We start from the raw sequence: 18,899 nt of genomic DNA, 5'->3' as shown, positions 1-18,899 counted from the left end.
ATTAACCAATCAAAGGAATGCGACGAATAATAAAGCGCGTTAACAATGCTGAAAACATCAGTTTAATCCCTTCCGTGACCATAAACAGATTCACGAAATACCATACACTATCAGGCAGTGAGGAAAACAACCCGGCAATATCAACAGATTTTGGCAACAGTGACGCCAGAACCGGAACAAACGCCTGTACGACAAAGTACAGGCCAAAAAACAGAATAAATTTGACAACCACCGTTCGCAGCACAAAACCCAGCGCCACGTTAAAGGCTGAAACCAGAATACCAAACATAACGCCTCCGTCACGCAGTCAGAATGATACGCAGCGAAATAATGCCCCAGATAAGCAGGAATACCGCTTTCAGAAGTGGCCTGATTTTTTCCAGAAGCTCGCAGTGAGAATCAATTGAATATTTATTGTCCCAGAGTTCGAACGACCATACCGGACACTGAACATCCTTCGATGAAATACTCAGGTTTTTAATGTCCGGCATTAATTCCGTAATTGGCTTGAGAATTTCCTCACCTGTAGGCGGTTTTTCAAGTTCCGGCGCTTTAATGCCGGGGTCTTCACCTAAATCAACAGAAGTATCGGTATCTGTGCCTGTACCAGGGTGTACACCTGTATCCGTTCCCGCACCGGTCTGGCATTAACCCACGACTGAGGACGACAACCGGACTATAAAGCAAGCCCTTATCAGTTTTACGCCAACAGCATTAGCCGCAGCCGTCAGTTCAGCCGCCGTAAAAGGTTTATCAAGCGGTATCCCCTGATATCCTTCCTGAACAACAGTCTGACCTGCAAGGCCATTAATAAGATTAACCAGCGCAGCCGGGTTTAACTGTTCCTCCGGCTTGAAATCTATATTATCAATAACCTCGCCATTAATTACCTGAGGTAAATTTGATGTATCAAATTCTGTATTAAAAAATATCTGGTCTTTAACATCCTGAACATCATTCGTCGTTTTATACACGGCCTTCTCAGGGTGGCAAATACTTTTCCACTGCGTTTTGGGATTATCAGCCGTACTGCCCGGCGCAGGTACTTTCTCGCTTTTACATAAATCCCATGAATTTTCAAGCGTAACCGTTGTTGTCGCAACAGATAAAACAACAGTTACAATCGATGAATATCCACCAAAATAAGGATTCGGCTTTTCATACTGAAAGTCTTTAACGGAAACCGAATAAACCTTAAAATTTCTTGGCATCCTGATATGTAAGTTATTGTCGTCAGAAGCCTCATGATAAGTCACATTGGAATGAGAATAACCATTAATCGACTTATAAAGCGCAATCATTACCGGATTATCACTGACAAGTACAGCATCGCCCTTTGCATCCCTGATATCAGTCGAATAAGGATATTTCGTACCTTTACTGACACACGATATACATCATTCGGAAATGGCTGGCTTATCGGCGGTGGTGCGTCAATATTGTAATAGGTTGGCGCAATCTGAACAGGTTTAACCTGCTGATTATAAGGGGTTATCGAGTCCTGAATATTCTTCGCAGAAAAGCCAGTAGCATCAGAGGGCAAATAAACAGCAACAGGGCTTTTAGGTGAAGGTGCAACAGAAGAAGTAACAGTAGCGCCATTGGACAAATTAAGTAAATAAGTTCCATCATCCTGTTTTATTCCACTTGTAATATATTCAACAGCTTTTGCGCCCTGCTTTAAAGCAAGGTCAGCAACGGAAATAACACCCGCAGCCTGCCCCAGCAATCCCCATGTTGTCTGTCCGGCAGCCATCATATTACTGCCAAAACTTGAAATACCCGTAGATATCGAATCGTCAATTGTATGCTTCGCAAGGCCATAAGCAGCCGCGAAAACTGACGTTCCGGTGCAAAGCTGAGGATTGCCAACTTTCTCGCCACACATGCGGATTGAATCAAAAACGTCAGGACGTTCGCGTATAACCTCCGCAGCGACAGCGATACCCGCGCCCATACCGAGAGAACTGGCACCCGTTGCGAATACACGCCCCGCAGATTGAGAAACAACCTGAGCTTCACGGGTTTCAACCATTTGCTGAATTACACGTCCAAATCCGTCTGCTGTTACTGCATCAGCATGTACACCGGATGAAACCAGTAAGGACAATATAGTAATACCTAACCTTCCAGACCCTGAATGACCGCCCAGGCGCATAAAAGCCCCCATAAAAAACACATAAAATCAAAAAGATATTGAGCCATAAATATAAAGGGGCTGTTACGCCCCTTACCTTTATGAATTAAGCGCCACGAACCATACGCAAAATCCAGCGGACGCCCGCAGAACCTGCATACAGAACAATAAGAGAACCCGCTACCGCCATAATTCCGGTCAGGACGGAACCGAAATTAACGCTGTTAGTCAGCGGCGTAAGGTCAATACTTTACCACCAACAACATCACCTTCAGCAGCAAATACAGCAGGTGCAGCAACAGCCAGAGTAAAAGCACCAATACGGGTTAAAGCCTGTTTAGTCTTACCAAACATAAAAACTCCTTTTATGCATTTCTTACGTGTTTAAGAATTTCACCTATTCCCTTTGCAAAGAGCCACAGGAAAAAGGTTGTCGTAAAAGCCAGCCCCCAGAATTGCGCCGCGACTGAATAATCAATATCGGGAACAGGCTTATCCTGAGAAACTACCGAAGACTGTAATTTAACAACTTCTGACTTCGGTAATTTCAAAGTCACTTCATCGCATCCGTCAGGGCTACCAAAGCTCATATTCGGATTGCAATATTTTGTCTTGATGATTACCTCATCTGACATAAAAGTATCGCCTTAACTCATTCTAATAATTCAAGCAGCATATCAACGTTATACCCTTTAGACTGCTCACCTGTCTGCTTATCAGTGTATGGGAAACTCCGTTCATAACCAGTAATACGGCAATGTACGTCTGTAATTTCATCACCAATACGGCCTAATGATTTCTTTGATTTAATACGAATGACAGGCGGAAAGCTATAAGCATCAGCCGCAGGAGAAACAATTGTTGTATAATAAAAACCGCCACTATTATTAAAGCGTTTAATCTTTCCGGTAACAGTAGTTTCTAAATTAAGTAAATTACTCATAATAACACCTTATATTCTATGCAACTCGTAAATGAGACGGTTTTACATACCACGATGGAATAACACAATCAGAAACTTTAATCTCTCGCGTTTGCTTGACAACAACAGGAGAGAATTTCGAAACATTACATTTTTGCGCAATGTCAATACCAATCTTGCGGAGTCTTGCTCGATGAATACGCACTTGATTTTTACTTAAATCAAAAACATGACCATGAAACCATTGGATCGCGTACATAGCTGTAGTATTAGCTGCCCGTGTAGTTTCAACTATTCCACGGGTAATAAGATGTTCACTAATAGTTTCAAAATCCATAGCATTCACCGATAACTTTTCATCAAGCGCCAGAAAATCAGAATGTAACTTATTTAACACAGAATAATCAGATAACCCCCAAAAACCTAGAGAGTGTTTTTGAATAAAACGAGACTTCAATTTTTGTTCAAATCTGACTATTCCATTTTCCTTACAATAATCAATCACACTAACAATATAATTAAACTCTTTTGACTGCTCAGAGAATTTATTTTTTATTTTTAATAAACTATGTAACTCAATCTCATGTGACTTATTATATACAGTCGGATAAATAAGATTAACATTCCCTTTTTTAGACAACCAGTCAACAGATTTACCGTTTGAATGCAACCGTGGGACACTATTCCTATAGGGTTGAGTCGAAAGCCCTGAAATATAATCGTCCTCATTCCCTTTGCCAACAGATTTATTAGATGTTATGTGAAGCTCTTTAATTAACGCCCCATCAGTGACCATATGAGATTTTTCGGTTTCTTTAGACTGACCGGGCATTAAACGAGTGCATTTTGTGAAAACAGGCAATTTAAGATCAAGAAGGATCTTATTGAAAACCATAACGCAAGCATCAACGGTAGGTAAGCCAAATAAATTATCAAGCCGCCCCCACCGCGAAGGGTTGCCCGTCATTTTTAGAACAGATCCACGGATAGAGATAGAAACGACATCACAGAAAGATCCCCGGTGCTGAAAAGTTGGCTGAGAAAGCGCACTAGCCTCACCACTTTCAAGATGAATACGCTGGTAAGCAACATCCGAGAGAATAGGAAGTTGAAAGCCGAAATCCTGTTCAATACTTAACCAGTCGAAGAACATAGCGCCCTTTCTTAGATTCTCAGAAATTATTTCATGGTGCTTTTATAAGACCTGAGAAACTAAGTGTCAACATTTCTAAGAATTTAGAGATATGATGCAAAGCTAGCAGAATGAGGAAAGAGCATGCCTACAAAGCACATAAACGATGTTCAATGGCGAAAAATAGAGAAAGAAACCGTTAGAGCGGTATCAACTCTAGCTGTTCCAGTTAAAGATACCAAAATGCTCGAATGGATAATCGCCAAAGGGCTAGAGACGATCACAGAAGACGACTACCGCAAGTTCCTGAAGACAGAAAGCAAAAAAAAATAAGCGAGCAGGGAGAAAATACGGGAAACCGTACTAAAGTTCGGGTGTCACAGAACCCCGAACCGCTTCGCGGCGAAAAAACGAACAACAGCAGAGCTTGCGAAATCGGAATTAAGATAAGCTGGACGTCAAACGATTAAACAAAAATACGCCATTATGCAAAGATCAAATGACGCACTATAAAAGGTATAGGTAATGAACAAAGACCAGATAATACAAGTACTTAATGAAACAGAGAATGACAGCCCCGTAGCAAGAGCAGAATTAGCAAGATTCCTCGTAAAAACAATCTACAATTTTGTCAAAATGGAGAGGCCAGAAGGTGAAGGTCTGGACGGACGTGATGGCCCAGAAAGGCGCAGCATGGGAAAAATTGTAGATGCGGCAGAAAACCACTACTTTAACATGATAAAAGAAAGCCATGAAAAACAGGGGATTGGAAGAAGAAACCCTGAGGAATGACGCCCTAATGCGCATAATGACGTTATGCTAAAGAGGCCGCTGCGGGATTCTATTTTCGCAGCGGCCTTTTCAACATAACGCGTTGACATTATGCGCACTAGTGTTGAGTAAGGTAGAATCTGATGCTTTATGGTAATCCTTGTGCTGCTCGATAATGATGGTCAAACCTCTTTTCAAATGCCGTTACCAGCGCTAACCATTTTCGACCTCTGCCACATCACTCACTGAACATCAAAATTGATAACTGTATTTCACGCAGGCAAACCACAGACATGCCAATCTGTCTTCCTGGCATATTTCTGCCCTTATCCTTCATTATCATATAATCTTCTAAATGAAATGGCTCACCGGCAAGGACTTATGCGGTCCTTTCTGCCTTTTTCTCTCATACTGGAGATTCATTCATGGCTGACTGGAACCCTTCGCTTTATCTGCAATATGAAACTGAACGTTCAAGACCCGCAGCGGAATTACTCAACAGAGTGGCGTTAGAGAGTGTTCGTTCAGTTGTTGATCTTGGCTGTGGTCCGGGAAACAGCACGGCATTACTGCATCAGCGCTGGCCTTCGGCTGTAATAAACGGGGTTGATTCCTCACCCGCCATGCTGAATGAAGCGCGCAACGCATTACCGCAATGCCATTTTATTGAAGCGGATATCAGTCAGTTCCAGCCCGAGCATCCTGTGGATCTGCTTTACGCAAATGCGTCTTTACAATGGGTACCCGATCACTATGAACTGTTGCCGAACCTGGTATCGCTGCTGGGTCGCAACGGCGTTCTGGCCGTACAAATGCCGGATAACTGGCTGGAACCCACGCATGTTCTGATGCGCGAAGTGGCTTATGAACAGGGTTTCCCGGACCGGGGCCGTGCGCCACTTCCTGGCGTACATGCCTACTATGATATTTTGACCGAAACTGGCTGTGAGGTGGATATCTGGCGCACCACGTATTATCACATTATGGATTCTCATCAAGCAATTATCGACTGGGTAAGTTCTACAGGCCTGCGCCCCTGGTTACAGGATTTGAGAGAAAGCGAGCAACGTCAGTATCTGGCGCGCTACCACGAACTACTTCAGGAGCAATATCCACTGCAGGAAAATGGCAAAATTTTACTGGCATTTTGGATAATACTGACCCATGCCAGACGAATATCAGGCGTAGCCAGTGTTGTTGGGGGCGAACGATCATGGTTTTCTTCGGGAAAATGTGAAATCCATCACATTAGACGCGATCATGATCAATGTTGCAAGTTAATCGCAACATTAACTAAACAACTTTTGCGCTGCCAGAACCACCGCGCACCGGAGTTACAGAACGGTGTAGTTATTAATAAACAATAGTATGTTGTAACTAATGAATGTTCTATAAAAAACCCGGCCTGAGCCGGGTTGTCTTCTTAGCACAATGGCTTAACGGCTTCACGCATGCCTTTGGCCAGAATGGTATCCAGATCGGCTGAAACCTGCTCCACGAGTCCGGAAACCTGAGTCAGATCCTGTTCCCAGTGTTCTTTAACGCCCAGTACCGATTTGACTAACTCGTCGGTGCTTATCTGGCGGTCATGATGCTGGGACCACAGCTGTTGAAAACGTGCCACCCAGTGCGCATCATCCTGGACCGGATAAGCCTCACCGTTACGCTCTCCACGATAGAAAGCAATCAGCGCGGCAAGCGCAAACGTCAGGCGCGCCGGCAGTTTGCCGCTGGCCTGTTGCCCTGCCAGCAGCTGGGGCAAAATACGGGTACGGAATTTAGTCATGCCGTTCAGGGCAATCGACAGCAACTGATGCTTGATGTACGGGTTGCAGAATCGACCGGTCACCGCGCTGGCGAAAGACGCCAGCTCATCGCGGGGTAAATCCAGTACCGGAATGATCTCTTCATAAATCGCTTTTTCAACGAAGGCGCAAATCTCTGCGTCATTCATCGCCTCACCCACGGTGTCCAGCCCTGCCTGCCAGGCAACGGGAACCAGTGCGGTGTGTGCCCCGTTGAGAATCGCCACTTTTCGTTCTTTGTACGGTTTGATGTCATCAACAATCAGGACATTAAGCGGATATTTATCCAGACGCAGCTCTGCAGCTAATGACTTCGGTCCCTGAATAACGAACAGATAGAAGTGTTCTGCAGTGTCGAGGAAGGCATCGTGATAGCCCAACTCAGCTTCCAGTTTCTCCACTTCGTCACGCGGATAACCGGTAACAATGCGGTCCACCAGCGTGGAGCAAAATGCGTTGGCCTGATCCAGCCACTGAATAAATGCCTCCGGCAGCGCCCACTCCTGAGCGTAGCGCAGGACCAGTTCACGCAGCGCATCACCATTGTAATCAATCAGTTCGCAAGGAATGATAATCCAGCCTTTATCCGACGCGCCGTTAAAATGGCTGAAGCGTTCGAACAACAGTCGGGTCAGTTTAGCCGGATAACTCACCGCCGGTGCATCCTCAAACTTATCGCCCGCGTGGTAGCTGATGCCAGCTTCAGTCGTGTTGGAGAACACAAAACGCATATCTGGATTATGCGCCAACTTCAGGAACTCATCGTATTCGCTATAGACGCTGATTTCGCGGTTAACCGAACGGATCAAACGGGCATCGCTTACGGCCTCGCCCTTCTCATTCAAACCACGAATGATGGTGGTATAGAGACCATCCTGCGTACTCAGCGATGGCGGGAAGGTACTTTCGATAGGACGAACAATGACTACACCAGCGTTCAGATCGGTATGTTCGTTCAGCAAATCGACTTGCCAGTCAACAAAGGCGCGCAGGAAGTTTCCTTCACCAAACTGAATAATGCGTTCAGGATACTGAGCACCGGGGAAATCGCGACGATTTAGTGTTTGCACAATGGGTTCCCTTTTTAATTAGTCATACAACCCGATTGAATTGGTCCAATAGGTTAGCAAACTTTAATACATTGAAACCCTGTTTTGATCAATCCCCGGCGACAAATTAGAGAGTTTTGTAGAAAAGTGTGGTCCCGGTCAGCTTCCCGTCAGGCATTTTTGCATAGTCCGGTATCACCCCTACTTTTTGCCATCCACAATTGTGGTAGAACAACTCAGCGCTGCTGCCCGTCGCTGTATCAAGCACCAGCAGCGTTTTCCCTTGCTGACGCGCGCAGTTTTCGAGTTCGTTCATCAACGTCCGGGCAACACCACCGCGCCGCGCTGAGGGGTGAACCAGCAGCTTGGCGACATCAGCACGATGAGGTTGGTTTTCGGGTTGATCGATAATGAGCTGGACGGTACCGACAAGCCCCCCCTGTGCGTTCTGCGTTCCCAGAACAATCCTTTCTCCACGGTCAACGCTTTGCGCGACACTTATCCAGAAAGGCCGTGATTTATCACCACTAAAAGGGAGCATAAAGCTGACAGAGGCGCCATCATTGACGCATGTTTCAAGGATGTCGCTGAATTCATCGATTCTCGACAGAATCTGGGCCGCACTCAGCACAAAGCAGGGTTTACAGGAAGCCATTTTTTTCTCCTTAGAATGACCCCTTCATACTGCTTTTAACAATTGCACAACACAAGGAGTCATATCATAGGATTATGTTATCTATGGCTTGTTCATCTGGATCACTAGCCAGTGATAGATAACCGTGACAACGTAACGCTGCTGTTCATCGTTTAACGCCACACCCTGAGGGATATCATGCCATTTCGCCAGACATCCCCGACAACAGGTCGCCGTGGCATGTTGAGCGATAAATACCGGATGCCCGCGCATGGGCGTCTGCTTACCGTCATTGGCAGGAAACGCAGGCGCCAGCCGTTTGGCAATAAAATCCGTGGCGTGTTGTTCGATAACCGGCGCGCCTTTATCCAGACAATACTGCCTTTCTTTCTGGCCAAGGCGAAACCGCGAGCGAAATGTTGATTTCGCCAGCCGGGCAAAAAGAGGATCGAGCGTGTTCATCAGTAAACCGAGCGCCCCAGTTGTTGCGTTAATTGTTCCAGCACGGCGATACCCGCCAGCGAATTTCCCGCCGCATCCAGTTCCGGACTCCAGACGGCAATCGCCATCTCGTGAGGCACGATAGCCACGATACCGCCCCCCACACCAGATTTCGCCGGTAAGCCCACTCGCCAGGCAAATTCCCCTGCGTTCTGATACATGCCACTGGTCGCCATCAGCGCGTTGATTTGCCGGGCCTGCATGGGCGTCACCACGGGCTCAGCAAGATGAAAAGCATGTCCCTGATTTGCCAGAAAGACGAACGTGCGCGCCAGCTCCACACAGCTCATTTTCAGTGCGCAGTAGTGAAAGTAATTTTGCAAAACGGTGGTCACGTCATGGTGAAAATTGCCAAAGGACTTCATTAACCAGGCAATAGCCGCGTTACGCGCCGAGTGCTCAAACTCAGAACGCGCCACCGTCGCATCATAGGCGATATCCGAAACGCCGCTTAGCGCCCGTACCACTTCCAGCATCCGTTGACGCGGTGCGCTCAGACGTCCTTGCAGCATATCGCAAACCACCAGCGCCCCGGCGTTGATAAAGGGATTGCGTGGGATCCCTTGCTCCATTTCCAGCTGCACCAGGGAATTAAAAGGATGCCCGGAAGGATCCTTGCCGACACGTTGCCAGATCTCATCTTCCTGATAGTGACGCATCGCCACGACCAGACTGAGCACCTTTGAAATTGACTGAATTGAAAAGCGCTCTTGCGCATCCCCCGCCTGATAGTGCTGTCCATCGACGGTGCAAATAGCAATACCCAGTTTTGAACCGTCGACAGAAGCTAAGGCAGGAATGTAATCAGCGACTTTACCCTGACCAATCAGCGGACGAACCTGCTGCACAATGGTCTCTAAAATTGAATTGTCCATGGCCCTGGCCACAACATGCTCCTTGCTCGCAGGTATGAAAGGCCTGCGAGTATAACAGAGCTGAATACGCAGCGTCAGGCCGGAAGGCGGAATCTGGCCACGGTCTGCATGAGCGGGTGAGATTCATGCCGTAGACAGAAACATTGCAGAATTAAGGCCGGTGCCCCCGTCGGAGGCACCCACACCATCAGAGGCGGTTTTTCCAGACGGTCTGTACATTACAAAACTCATGCAGACCAAAGTGTGAAAGCTCGCGGCCAAAACCACTTTTCTTCACGCCGCCAAAAGCAACGCGGGCATCGCTGGCGCTGTAACCATTGATAAATACGCCCCCACACTCCAGGCGTGACGCCATCTTCTGCGCCAGAGCTTCATCCGCGGTGAACACCGTGGCTGATAAGCCGAAATCACTGTCATTAGCCAGCGCTAAGGCATGTTCCGCATTCTTTGCAACGGTAATCGCTGCAACAGGGCCAAACAGCTCCTGACGAAAAGCCGTCATCTCCGGGGTGACATCCCCCAGAACCGTCACGGCATAGTAATTGCCCTGACCCGCGATTTTTTCCCCGCCGAGAAGTAACCGCGCGCCTTCGGCAAGGGAGGCTTCGACCTGCTGATGCAGCTCATCGCGCAGATCAAATCTTGCCATCGGACCCAGATCGTTTTCTTCGTTCAGCGGGTCGCCCATTTTGAGCGCGCTCGCGGCCGCCACAAAACGAGCCGTAAATTCTGCCGCAATTCCTTCTTCGATAATAAAGCGCTTTGCTGCCGCACAAACCTGCCCGGTATTCTGATAACGACCGGCGACCGCCGCCTTAACGGCCAGATCGAGGTCAGCATCATTAAGAACAATAAACGGATCGGAACCCCCCAGTTCAAGCACGCATTTTTTCAGCGCCGCACCCGCCTGAGCACCAATCGCCGCACCGGCTCGAACGCTGCCCGTCACCGTTACCGCCGCGATACGCGGGTCATTGATCATCTGACTTACCCCGGCGTTATCGGCATTCACCCAACCATAAACACCCGCGGGAACGCCCGCATCAGCAAAAACCTGCGCGATAATCGCAGCACAGCCGGTTACGTTTGGTGCATGCTTTAACAGATAGCCATTTCCGGCCAGCAGAATTGGAACGGCGCCGCGAAGTACCTGCCAGAGCGGGAAGTTCCACGGCATGATCGCCAGAATAGTTCCAACGGGGCGATACTCAATCACCGCCTGGTTGTTCTCCACCAGCGTAGGTTCCGGGTTGAGCATCGCCGGTCCATGTTCGGCGTACCAGTCACACAATGCGGCTGATTTGGCAACTTCACCACGCGCCTGCTTGATGGGTTTCCCCATTTCACGTGAGATACACTGCGCCATCTCTTCCGCGCGATGACGCAGAGCCTGCCCGATATGACGCAGCGTTTGCGCACGGTGCTCAACGGCAGTGTGTTTCCATTCACTGTAGCCATTCGCGGCAAGGCTCAGCGCATGTGCAATCTCTTCAGTACTGGCCCACGGCATTGCCGCCAACCTTTCACCGTTGGTAGGGTTAACGGAAATCGCATGTGTTGCTGCTGTGATAGTCATAAATGCCTCTCTTTATCGCAGGGTATGGTCATATCATGCGCATATTTACTCTTTCTGAAAAATGAATAATATTAACCACACCATTCACGAACAGAGAATATTATGGATCTGACGCAACTGGAAATGTTTAACGCCGTCGCGGAGACAGGCAGTATTACGCAGGCCGCCGCGAAGGTGCATCGCGTGCCATCCAATCTCACCACCCGTATTCGCCAGCTTGAAGCCGACCTTGGCGTCGATCTGTTTATTCGTGAAAATCAGCGTTTGCGGCTTTCCCCGTCCGGGCACAATTTTTTACGCTACAGCCAGCGGATCCTCGCCCTGGTTGACGAGGCGAGAATGGTCGTCGCCGGCGATGAACCGCAGGGGTTGTTCTCTCTTGGCTCGCTCGAGAGTACTGCCGCTGTGCGGATCCCTGCCACGCTGGCTGAATATAATCAGCGTTACCCCAAAATTCAGTTTGCGCTGGCGACAGGTCCTTCAGGCACGATGCTGGACGGCGTGCTCGACGGGACGCTGAACGCCGCCTTTGTCGACGGCCCAATTACTCATCCAGGTCTTGAAGGAATGCCGGTCTACCGTGAAGAGATGATGATAGTCACTCCGCACGGTCATCCCCCTATCCAGCGGGCCAGCGACGTTAACGGTTGCAGCATTTACGCCTTTCGCGCCAACTGTTCCTATCGTCGCCATTTTGAAAGCTGGTTTCATGCCGATCGCGCAATGCCTGGCACCATTCATGAAATGGAGTCGTATCACGGCATGCTGGCTTGCGTCATTGCCGGTGCGGGTATCGCGCTGATCCCGCGTTCGATGCTGGAGAGCATGCCAGGACACCATCAGGTCCACGCCTGGCCGCTAAGCGAAAACTGGCGCTGGCTGAATACGTGGCTGGTCTGGCGCAGAGGGGCAATGACGAGGCAACTGGAAGCGTTTATTGAGGTATTGAACCCTCAGTTGTCGAAAAGCACGGAATAATTCGCGATTCTCAAACAACGCCATAAATAGCGTTCCGGGTGAATTCGCACGTCCGGAATTTCATTAATAATGAAATAGTTAAAATTACGCGAAATGTTCGGCAGTCAATTTTGCCACCCAGTCAATGAAATGAGATCTGCATCACGAAATGATTGTATTTTAGCCAGCAAAAGTTTTAAGATCGTGGCCTTACCTTTTCGCAGCTAATCCACCTAATTGATATGACAACAGACACTGTTTCCCGCAAGGTCGCGTGGCTTCGGGTAGTTACGCTTGCCATTGCCGGTTTTATTTTCAATACCACTGAGTTTGTCCCTGTCGGTTTGTTATCCGACATCGCACAAAGTTTTAATATGCAGACCGCTCAGGTCGGGATCATGCTGACGATCTACGCCTGGGTTGTCGCCCTGATGTCGCTGCCTTTCATGCTGCTTACCAGCCAGGTAGAACGCCGCAAACTTCTGATCTGCCTGTTTGTCGTTTTTATCGCCAGCCACGTTCTCTCTTTCCTGGCATGGAATTTTACCGTGCTGGTGATCAGCCGTATTGGTATTGCTTTTGCCCACGCGATTTTCTGGTCGATCACCGCATCGCTGGCGATTCGCCTGGCTCCTGCCGGGAAACGCGCGCAGGCTCTCAGCCTGATTGCGACCGGTACCGCGCTGGCGATGGTGTTAGGCCTGCCTATCGGGCGCATCGTTGGCCAGTATTTTGGCTGGCGTACTACCTTCTTCGCCATCGGTATGGGGGCGTTAGTCACCCTACTTTGCTTGATTAAGCTCCTGCCAAAATTACCCAGTGAGCATTCCGGTTCATTAAAAAGCCTGCCGGTTTTATTCCGCCGTCCGGCATTGATGAGCCTGTATCTGCTGACGGTGATTGTGGTCACCGCGCATTACACGGCCTACAGCTATATCGAACCGTTTGTACAGACCGTCGCCGGGCTGAGCGCAAACTTTGCCACCGTGCTGCTGCTGGTTCTGGGTGGCGCAGGTATTGTCGGTAGCGTCATTTTTGGCAAGCTGGGTAATCAACATGCTTCCGTATTGATTAGTAGCGCCATTGCCCTGCTGACGGTGTGCCTGGTGCTGTTACTGCCCGCAGCGGACAGCGAAATGCATCTGGCCGTCCTGAGTATATTCTGGGGCATCGCCATTATGTTGATAGGCCTGGGTATGCAGGTCAAAGTGCTGGCGCTGGCCCCGGATGCCACCGACGTCGCAATGGCCCTTTTCTCTGGTATCTTTAATATCGGGATAGGCGCTGGCGCGCTGGTGGGAAATCAGGTGAGTCTGCACTGGTCAATGTCTACGATTGGTTACGTAGGTGCAGTGCCTGCGATTGTGGCGTTCATATGGTCGGTGATTATCTTCCGTAAATGGCCAGTATCACTGGAAGAGCAGCCTCAGCATTCATAAAAGCGTGCCCGGTAGACAATACCGGGCACGTTGTTTTAAGCGTAAGTTTTAATGATTTCCAGCACGCCGTTAATAATAAACTGCACGCCCATACATACCAGCAGGAAGCCCATCAGACGGGAGATCGCCTCAATACCACCTTTACCGACCAGGCGCATAATTCCGCCAGAACTGCGCAAACAGCCCCACAGGATAACCCCGACCACGGCAAAAATAATCGGCGGTGCGACCATTATCACCCAGTCAGGAAACTCAGCCCCATGACGCACGGTGGACGCCGAGCTGATGATCATTGCAATCGTACCCGGACCCGCGGTGCTTGGCATGGCCAGCGGAACAAATGCAATATTCGCCGTCGGTTCATCTTCCAGTTCTTCTGATTTGCTTCTCGCTTCCGGAGAGTCATGTGCCTTCTGCTGTGGAAACAACATTCGAAAGCCGATAAACGCAACGATTAACCCACCCGCGATACGTAACCCGGGAATCGAAATCCCGAAGGTATTCATCACCAGTTGTCCGGCATAATACGCCACCATCATGATGGCAAACACGTAAACGGACGCCATGAGTGACTGACGGTTACGCTCTGCGCTGTTCATGTTGCCGGCAAGGCCGAGGAACAACGCCACGGTGGTTAACGGGTTTGCCAACGGTAACAGGACTACCAGCCCCAGTCCTATTGCTTTAAACAAGTCCATCATAATGTCATCTTTCCTGTGCGTTAATCGTCAACGGCAAGTATACGGTGAAATCCGGGAGATAAGCCATTTTCGCGGTGTAAGGATTCATTTTTCATCCGCACGTATAAGCCATAATTTTCAAACCGTTAAAATTCCACTCGCCAAAAATTGAGTCTGATGATTTAGCAAAACGTGGCATTTGCTGACCCATTCATTTGACTTATATTTGCCTAAGCAATAATATCAGCCGTGACTAACTACTTGCCAGGGCAACCATTGTGAAAAGCACCAGTGCTCTGTTTAACGAAATCATCCCACTGGGTCGTTTGATCTACATGGTTAATCAGAAAAAAGATCGTTTACTAAACGACTATCTGTCACCGCTGGATATCACGGCATCACAGTTCAAGGTGCTCTGCTCCATCCGTTGCGCGGTGTGTATTACCCCTGTCGAATTGAAAAAAGTGCTGTCTGTCGATCTCGGTGCCCTGACGCGGATGCTGGACAGGCTGGCCTGTAAAGGCTGGATAGAAAGGCTTCCGAATCCACATGACAAGCGAGGCGTGCTGGTGAAACTCACCGAGCATGGCGCGGCAATTTGCGAGCAGTGTCATCAATTAGTAGGGCAAGACCTGCACCAGGAACTAACAAAAAACTTAACGGCGGATGAAGTGACCACGCTTGAGCATTTGCTGAAGAAAATCCTGCCGTAAACAGAAAGAGGTATGACGATGTCCAGACGCAATACTGACACAATCACTATTCATAGCATTTTGGACTGGATCGAAAATAACCTTGAATCGCCGCTCTCGCTGGAAAAGGTGTCAGAGCGTTCAGGTTACTCCAAATGGCACCTGCAACGGATGTTTAAAAAAGAAACCGGTCATTCACTGGGTCAATACATCCGTAGCCGTAAAATGACTGAAATAGCGCAAAAATTAAAAGAGAGTAACGAGCCAATCCTTTATCTGGCGGAGCGTTACGGCTTTGAGTCCCAGCAAACGCTGACCCGGACATTCAAAAACTATTTTGATGTTCCGCCGCATAAGTACCGTATGACGAATATGCACGGCGAATCACGCTATTTGCTGCCACTCAATCAATGTAATTGCTAATCGCCAGTTAACGACGTAACCGAGGAAATCATGAAACTTCTGTCTTATGCGATGCTGGCCCTGCTGTATGTTGTTTCGGGCCAGAGCATGGCGGAACAGACCGCGCAACCTGCCACACAAAACAGTCGTGACGCGATGATTATGCCGCCTGCGCACGATCGGTCCCCGTTCGATTTTAATCATATGGGTGCAGGCAGCGACAAATCCGACGAATTAGGTGTGCCTTATTACAATATGCGCAACCTGTAATTTTTTTGCCCCGTCACTGCGGGGCTTTTTTTTACCCTCTCGCCTGCGCAGTCTTACGCAACCGAAAGCCAAACACATTAATGTACAATCCTGCCATGATCAGCAGCGCACCGAGCAGTTGTAATCCGGTAAGCGTTTCATCCAGCAGCACGGCCGCGCTCGCCAGTCCAACAACCGGCACCAACAGCGACAACGGCGCGACACGCCAGGTTTCATAACGCCCGAGTAAAGATCCCCAGATGCCATAACCCACAATGGTCGCCACAAACGCCAGATAAACCAGTGACAGAATGGTGGTCATATCTATCGTCACCAGACTTTGGATAATTTGCGTTGGGCCATCGAGAAGTATTGAGGCGAGGAAGAATGGGACAACAGGAATCAACGCACTCCATACCACCAACGACATCACCGCCGGGCGTGACGTATGCTGCATGATTTTTTTATTAAAGATATTACCGCTGGCCCAGCTTAGCGCCGCCGCCAACGTCAGCATAAAACCGAGCATGCCAACATGCTGTCCATTCAGACTGGCCTCAATCAGCACCAGCACGCCAAATATGGCCAGTGCGATTCCTACCCGTTGTTTACCTTGCAGACGTTCACCAAAGGCGAATGCCCCCAGAATGATGGTGAAAAACGCCTGAGCCTGTAATACCAGAGAAGCTAACCCGGCAGGCATACCGAATTTGATGGCGCTAAAGAGAAACGCGAACTGCCCAAAACTGATGGTCAACCCATAGCCGAGCAGCAGTGAAAGCGGAATTTTCGGCCGGGCAACAAAGAAAATCGCCGGAAATGCCACCAGTAAAAAACGCAACCCTGCCAGCATTAACGGTGGCATATTGTGCAGCCCCACTTTGATGACGACAAAGTTCAGCCCCCAAACCACAACAACCAGTAACGCTAATAACCCGTCTTTACGCGACATACCACCGCCCCTGCGAATATTAAATTTTTGTAAACAAATTAAAGTAACGGAAATCGTTGTGCCGTAACAGATCATTAATTCAGGTAGGCCACACAGGGCATTTTCGGACAACTTATTGAGTGTACATCACACTTTTAGCATGCTATTTGTTTCTGATATCTAAAAAAACATAACAACATGCATTGTCGGGCAGGAAAATGAATATCTCTCTGAGAAGGTCCACTCTCGCGTTACTCGCGTCATCATTGTTATTAACGATTGGGCGTGGCGCCACGCTGCCCTTTATGACGATCTACCTCAGCCGACAGTACAATCTGAGCGTTGACCTGATCGGTTATGCGATGACGGTCGCACTGACCATTGGCGTCGTGTTCAGCCTTGGCTTTGGTATTCTGGCCGACAAGTTTGATAAAAAACGCTATATGCTGCTGGCTATCTGCGGCTTTGCCTCTGGCTTTATTGCTATTCCACTGGTGCATAACGTAGTGGTAGTGGTTTTGCTCTTTGCCCTGATCAACTGCGCCTACTCCGTCTTCGCCACGGTGCTGAAAGCCTGGTTTGCCGATAATCTCTCTGCGACCAACAAGACTAAAATTTTCTCGCTTAACTATACCGTGCTGAACATCGGCTGGACCGTAGGCCCACCGCTGGGCACGCTACTGGTGATGCAAAGCATTAACCTGCCGTTCTGGCTCGCTGCTGCATGTTCAGCATTCCCTCTGGTGTTTATCCAGACCTGGGTAAAACGTTCACCAGCAGCATCAGAAGGTTTGAACGCCGCAGTTTGGTCCCCCTCGGTACTGCTGCGCGACAGAGCATTATTCTGGTTTACGCTGTCAGCATTTTTGGCGTCATTCGTTGGTGGTGCCTTTGCGTCCTGTATTTCGCAATACGTTATGGTGGTTGCAGACGGCGATTTTGCCGAGAAAGTGGTGGCAGTCGTCCTGCCTGTTAACGCCGCCATTGTGGTATCACTGCAATATGCCCTCGGGCGCAGGCTCACCGCCACCAATATCCGCCCGCTAATGACTTTAGGCACGCTGTTCTTTGTGGTCGGTCTGGTTGGCTTCACCTTCTCCGGCAACAACCTGGTGTTATGGGGCATTTCTGCAGCCTTTTTCACTATCGGCGAAGTCATTTACGCACCGGGTGAATACATGCTCATCGACAACATCGCGCCTGCAGGAATGAAAGCCAGCTATTTTTCCGCCCAGTCGTTAGGCTGGTTGGGCGCAGCGGTAAACCCATTAGTCAGCGGCGTCATTTTAACCACATTGCCGCCGTGGTCGCTGTTTGTGGCGCTGATGGTGGCGATCGTTCTTGCCTGGGCGCTAATGATAAAAGGCATGCGCGCCAAACCCTGGGGCCAGACGGCGGTCTGCTAATGATGATCGCGACAGAGCCAAAGCCGCTCTGTCGCGAATCTCAAATGGCGACCAGCCCTCGAACGCCTTCGGATTCCATATTTTTACCGTCACCGCTTTGAATAATGCTGCCTCGCGACATGAGTAAGTATTTGTCGGCCAGTTGCTGCGCAAAATCATAGAACTGCTCCACCAGCAAAATGGCCATGTCACCCCGGTGCGCCAGTTGAGAAATCACCTGCCCAATTTCTTTAATCACTGACGGCTGGATCCCCTCCGTGGGTTCATCGAGGATCAACAACTGCGGGCGACTGGCCAGCGCTCGTCCAATCGCCAGTTGCTGTTGTTGCCCGCCGGACAAATCTCCGCCCCGCCGATGTTTCATCTCCTGTAGCACCGGAAAAAGCGCATAGATATCATCCGGCACACGTCTGGCCTCCTGTGCTGAAAAACGGGAAAGGCCGAGCAGCAGGTTCTCTTCTACCGTCAGACGCGGGAAAATATCGCGACCCTGTGGTACATACGCCACACCGGCCCTGACCCGCTGATGCGGCTTCCAGTGAGTGACATTTTTCTCCTGCCAGAACACACTCCCGCTGCGGGCAGGAATAAGCCCCATCAGGCACTTCAGAAGCGTCGTTTTCCCCACGCCGTTACGCCCCAGCAGACATGTCACCTCGCCGATACGCGCCTCAAAGTTCACACTTCGCAGAATATGGCTGCCACCATAATATTGATTCAGTTCTTTCACCTGCAGCATCT

The 18,899-nt window shown here is 49.2% G+C and carries 24 protein-coding genes and 2 pseudogenes; 9 read left to right on the top strand and 17 right to left on the bottom strand.

Annotated features, from left to right (window positions below; translation table 11 throughout):
* Nucleotide 1: 1 nt before the first annotated feature.
* The 8 genes from GPJ68_RS12045 to GPJ68_RS12010 all read right to left on the bottom strand — a co-directional run bounded on the left by GPJ68_RS12045 (nt 2) and on the right by GPJ68_RS12010 (nt 4,212).
* A complete protein-coding gene (locus GPJ68_RS12045; RefSeq protein ID WP_003033743.1) occupies nt 2-289 on the bottom strand; it encodes a DUF2523 family protein in 288 nt (95 codons plus the stop codon).
* Between the two features lie 10 nt (nt 290-299).
* Nucleotides 300-491, bottom strand: coding sequence for a hypothetical protein (locus GPJ68_RS12040; RefSeq protein WP_126325776.1), 192 nt, complete (start codon nt 489-491; stop codon nt 300-302).
* 156 nt (nt 492-647) lie between these two features.
* Nucleotides 648-1,301, bottom strand: coding sequence for a hypothetical protein (locus tag GPJ68_RS12035; RefSeq protein ID WP_180837386.1), 654 nt, complete (start codon nt 1,299-1,301; stop codon nt 648-650).
* Nucleotides 1,301-2,158 (bottom strand): hypothetical protein, encoded by an 858-nt coding sequence (locus tag GPJ68_RS12030; RefSeq protein ID WP_180837384.1) that lies wholly within the window; start codon nt 2,156-2,158, stop codon nt 1,301-1,303. Before GPJ68_RS12030 ends, GPJ68_RS12035 begins: the two co-directional genes overlap by 1 nt.
* Before the next feature lie 207 nt (nt 2,159-2,365).
* Entirely contained in the window at nt 2,366-2,491 is a 126-nt protein-coding gene (locus GPJ68_RS25360; protein WP_370461217.1) for a hypothetical protein, read from the bottom strand.
* Between the two features lie 11 nt (nt 2,492-2,502).
* Nucleotides 2,503-2,772, bottom strand: coding sequence for a hypothetical protein (locus tag GPJ68_RS12020; protein WP_003033734.1), 270 nt, complete (start codon nt 2,770-2,772; stop codon nt 2,503-2,505).
* A gap of 17 nt (nt 2,773-2,789) precedes the next feature.
* The gene (locus tag GPJ68_RS12015; RefSeq protein WP_003033731.1) at nt 2,790-3,080 is read right to left on the bottom strand and encodes a hypothetical protein; all 291 of its coding nucleotides are present in this window, start codon (nt 3,078-3,080) and stop codon (nt 2,790-2,792) included.
* Nucleotides 3,081-3,096: 16 nt separating this feature from the next.
* A complete protein-coding gene (locus GPJ68_RS12010) occupies nt 3,097-4,212 on the bottom strand; it encodes a phage/plasmid replication protein (protein WP_094543570.1) in 1,116 nt (371 codons plus the stop codon).
* Nucleotides 4,213-4,335: 123 nt separating this feature from the next.
* On the opposite strand from GPJ68_RS12010, the gene GPJ68_RS12005 reads away from it, so the two are divergent.
* From GPJ68_RS12005 to tam, 3 genes and pseudogenes are all read left to right on the top strand, one after another.
* Nucleotides 4,336-4,524: a hypothetical protein gene (locus GPJ68_RS12005; protein ID WP_003033726.1), complete on the top strand. Its 189-nt coding sequence runs from the start codon at nt 4,336-4,338 to the stop codon at nt 4,522-4,524.
* A 192-nt stretch (nt 4,525-4,716) separates the two neighbouring features.
* Nucleotides 4,717-4,983: a hypothetical protein gene (locus tag GPJ68_RS12000; RefSeq protein WP_023277130.1), complete on the top strand. Its 267-nt coding sequence runs from the start codon at nt 4,717-4,719 to the stop codon at nt 4,981-4,983.
* Nucleotides 4,984-5,387: 404 nt separating this feature from the next.
* A pseudogene (gene tam, locus GPJ68_RS11995) lies at nt 5,388-6,137 on the top strand (trans-aconitate 2-methyltransferase); the annotation flags it as partial.
* Here the strand turns inward: tam and GPJ68_RS25150 are convergent.
* From GPJ68_RS25150 to sad, 6 genes and pseudogenes are all read right to left on the bottom strand, one after another.
* Nucleotides 6,106-6,177, bottom strand: a pseudogene (locus GPJ68_RS25150) (hypothetical protein); the annotation flags it as partial. The pseudogenes tam and GPJ68_RS25150 overlap by 32 nt on opposite strands.
* Nucleotides 6,178-6,385: 208 nt before the next feature.
* A complete protein-coding gene (locus GPJ68_RS11990) occupies nt 6,386-7,837 on the bottom strand; it encodes a tagaturonate reductase (protein ID WP_046276380.1) in 1,452 nt (483 codons plus the stop codon).
* 106 nt (nt 7,838-7,943) lie between these two features.
* Complete coding sequence (locus tag GPJ68_RS11985) at nt 7,944-8,471, bottom strand: N-acetyltransferase (protein ID WP_104651624.1); 528 nt, start codon at nt 8,469-8,471, stop codon at nt 7,944-7,946.
* Nucleotides 8,472-8,552: 81 nt separating this feature from the next.
* Nucleotides 8,553-8,912, bottom strand: coding sequence for a DUF4186 domain-containing protein (locus GPJ68_RS11980; protein ID WP_016153078.1), 360 nt, complete (start codon nt 8,910-8,912; stop codon nt 8,553-8,555).
* Entirely contained in the window at nt 8,912-9,838 is a 927-nt protein-coding gene (gene glsB, locus GPJ68_RS11975) for a glutaminase B (protein WP_016153077.1), read from the bottom strand. Before glsB ends, GPJ68_RS11980 begins: the two co-directional genes overlap by 1 nt.
* A gap of 175 nt (nt 9,839-10,013) precedes the next feature.
* Entirely contained in the window at nt 10,014-11,402 is a 1,389-nt protein-coding gene (gene sad, locus GPJ68_RS11970) for a succinate-semialdehyde dehydrogenase (RefSeq protein WP_104651625.1), read from the bottom strand.
* Between the two features lie 102 nt (nt 11,403-11,504).
* Between sad and GPJ68_RS11965 the strand changes: the two genes are divergently transcribed.
* On the top strand, nt 11,505-12,380 hold the full coding sequence (locus GPJ68_RS11965) for a LysR family transcriptional regulator (protein WP_016153075.1): 876 nt from the start codon (nt 11,505-11,507) through the stop codon (nt 12,378-12,380).
* Between the two features lie 221 nt (nt 12,381-12,601).
* Nucleotides 12,602-13,798, top strand: a complete 1,197-nt coding sequence (locus GPJ68_RS11960; RefSeq protein WP_016156486.1) for a sugar transporter — start codon at nt 12,602-12,604, stop codon at nt 13,796-13,798.
* Between the two features lie 35 nt (nt 13,799-13,833).
* Here GPJ68_RS11960 and GPJ68_RS11955 read toward each other — a convergent pair whose 3' ends face one another.
* Nucleotides 13,834-14,499, bottom strand: a complete 666-nt coding sequence (locus tag GPJ68_RS11955; RefSeq protein WP_016153073.1) for a MarC family NAAT transporter — start codon at nt 14,497-14,499, stop codon at nt 13,834-13,836.
* Nucleotides 14,500-14,756: 257 nt separating this feature from the next.
* Here GPJ68_RS11955 and marR point away from each other — a divergent pair, with 257 nt between their 5' ends.
* From marR to marB, 3 genes are read left to right on the top strand one after another with little or no spacing between them, the layout of a single operon-like run.
* On the top strand, nt 14,757-15,191 hold the full coding sequence (marR, locus tag GPJ68_RS11950; RefSeq protein WP_180837382.1) for a multiple antibiotic resistance transcriptional regulator MarR: 435 nt from the start codon (nt 14,757-14,759) through the stop codon (nt 15,189-15,191).
* A gap of 18 nt (nt 15,192-15,209) precedes the next feature.
* A complete protein-coding gene (gene marA, locus GPJ68_RS11945; protein ID WP_003032424.1) occupies nt 15,210-15,593 on the top strand; it encodes an MDR efflux pump AcrAB transcriptional activator MarA in 384 nt (127 codons plus the stop codon).
* Between the two features lie 30 nt (nt 15,594-15,623).
* Nucleotides 15,624-15,842 (top strand): multiple antibiotic resistance protein MarB, encoded by a 219-nt coding sequence (marB, locus tag GPJ68_RS11940; protein ID WP_016153071.1) that lies wholly within the window; start codon nt 15,624-15,626, stop codon nt 15,840-15,842.
* 31 nt (nt 15,843-15,873) lie between these two features.
* On the opposite strand, the gene eamA is transcribed toward marB, so the two are convergent.
* Nucleotides 15,874-16,773, bottom strand: a complete 900-nt coding sequence (gene eamA, locus GPJ68_RS11935) for an O-acetylserine/cysteine exporter (RefSeq protein WP_019076776.1) — start codon at nt 16,771-16,773, stop codon at nt 15,874-15,876.
* Between the two features lie 197 nt (nt 16,774-16,970).
* Here eamA and ydeE point away from each other — a divergent pair, with 197 nt between their 5' ends.
* On the top strand, nt 16,971-18,158 hold the full coding sequence (gene ydeE, locus GPJ68_RS11930) for an efflux MFS transporter YdeE (protein WP_180837380.1): 1,188 nt from the start codon (nt 16,971-16,973) through the stop codon (nt 18,156-18,158).
* A 40-nt stretch (nt 18,159-18,198) separates the two neighbouring features.
* Here ydeE and urtE read toward each other — a convergent pair whose 3' ends face one another.
* Nucleotides 18,199-18,897 carry an urea ABC transporter ATP-binding subunit UrtE gene (urtE, locus tag GPJ68_RS11925; protein ID WP_046276386.1) on the bottom strand — a complete coding sequence of 233 codons (699 nt, stop codon included), beginning with the start codon at nt 18,895-18,897 and terminating at the stop codon, nt 18,199-18,201.
* Nucleotides 18,898-18,899 lie beyond the last annotated feature (2 nt).

The sequence above is a fragment of the Citrobacter sp. 172116965 genome, assembly GCF_013458095.1.
GTDB lineage: Bacteria > Pseudomonadota > Gammaproteobacteria > Enterobacterales > Enterobacteriaceae > Citrobacter > Citrobacter braakii.
This window is presented reverse-complemented; position numbering and strand designations above follow the sequence as displayed.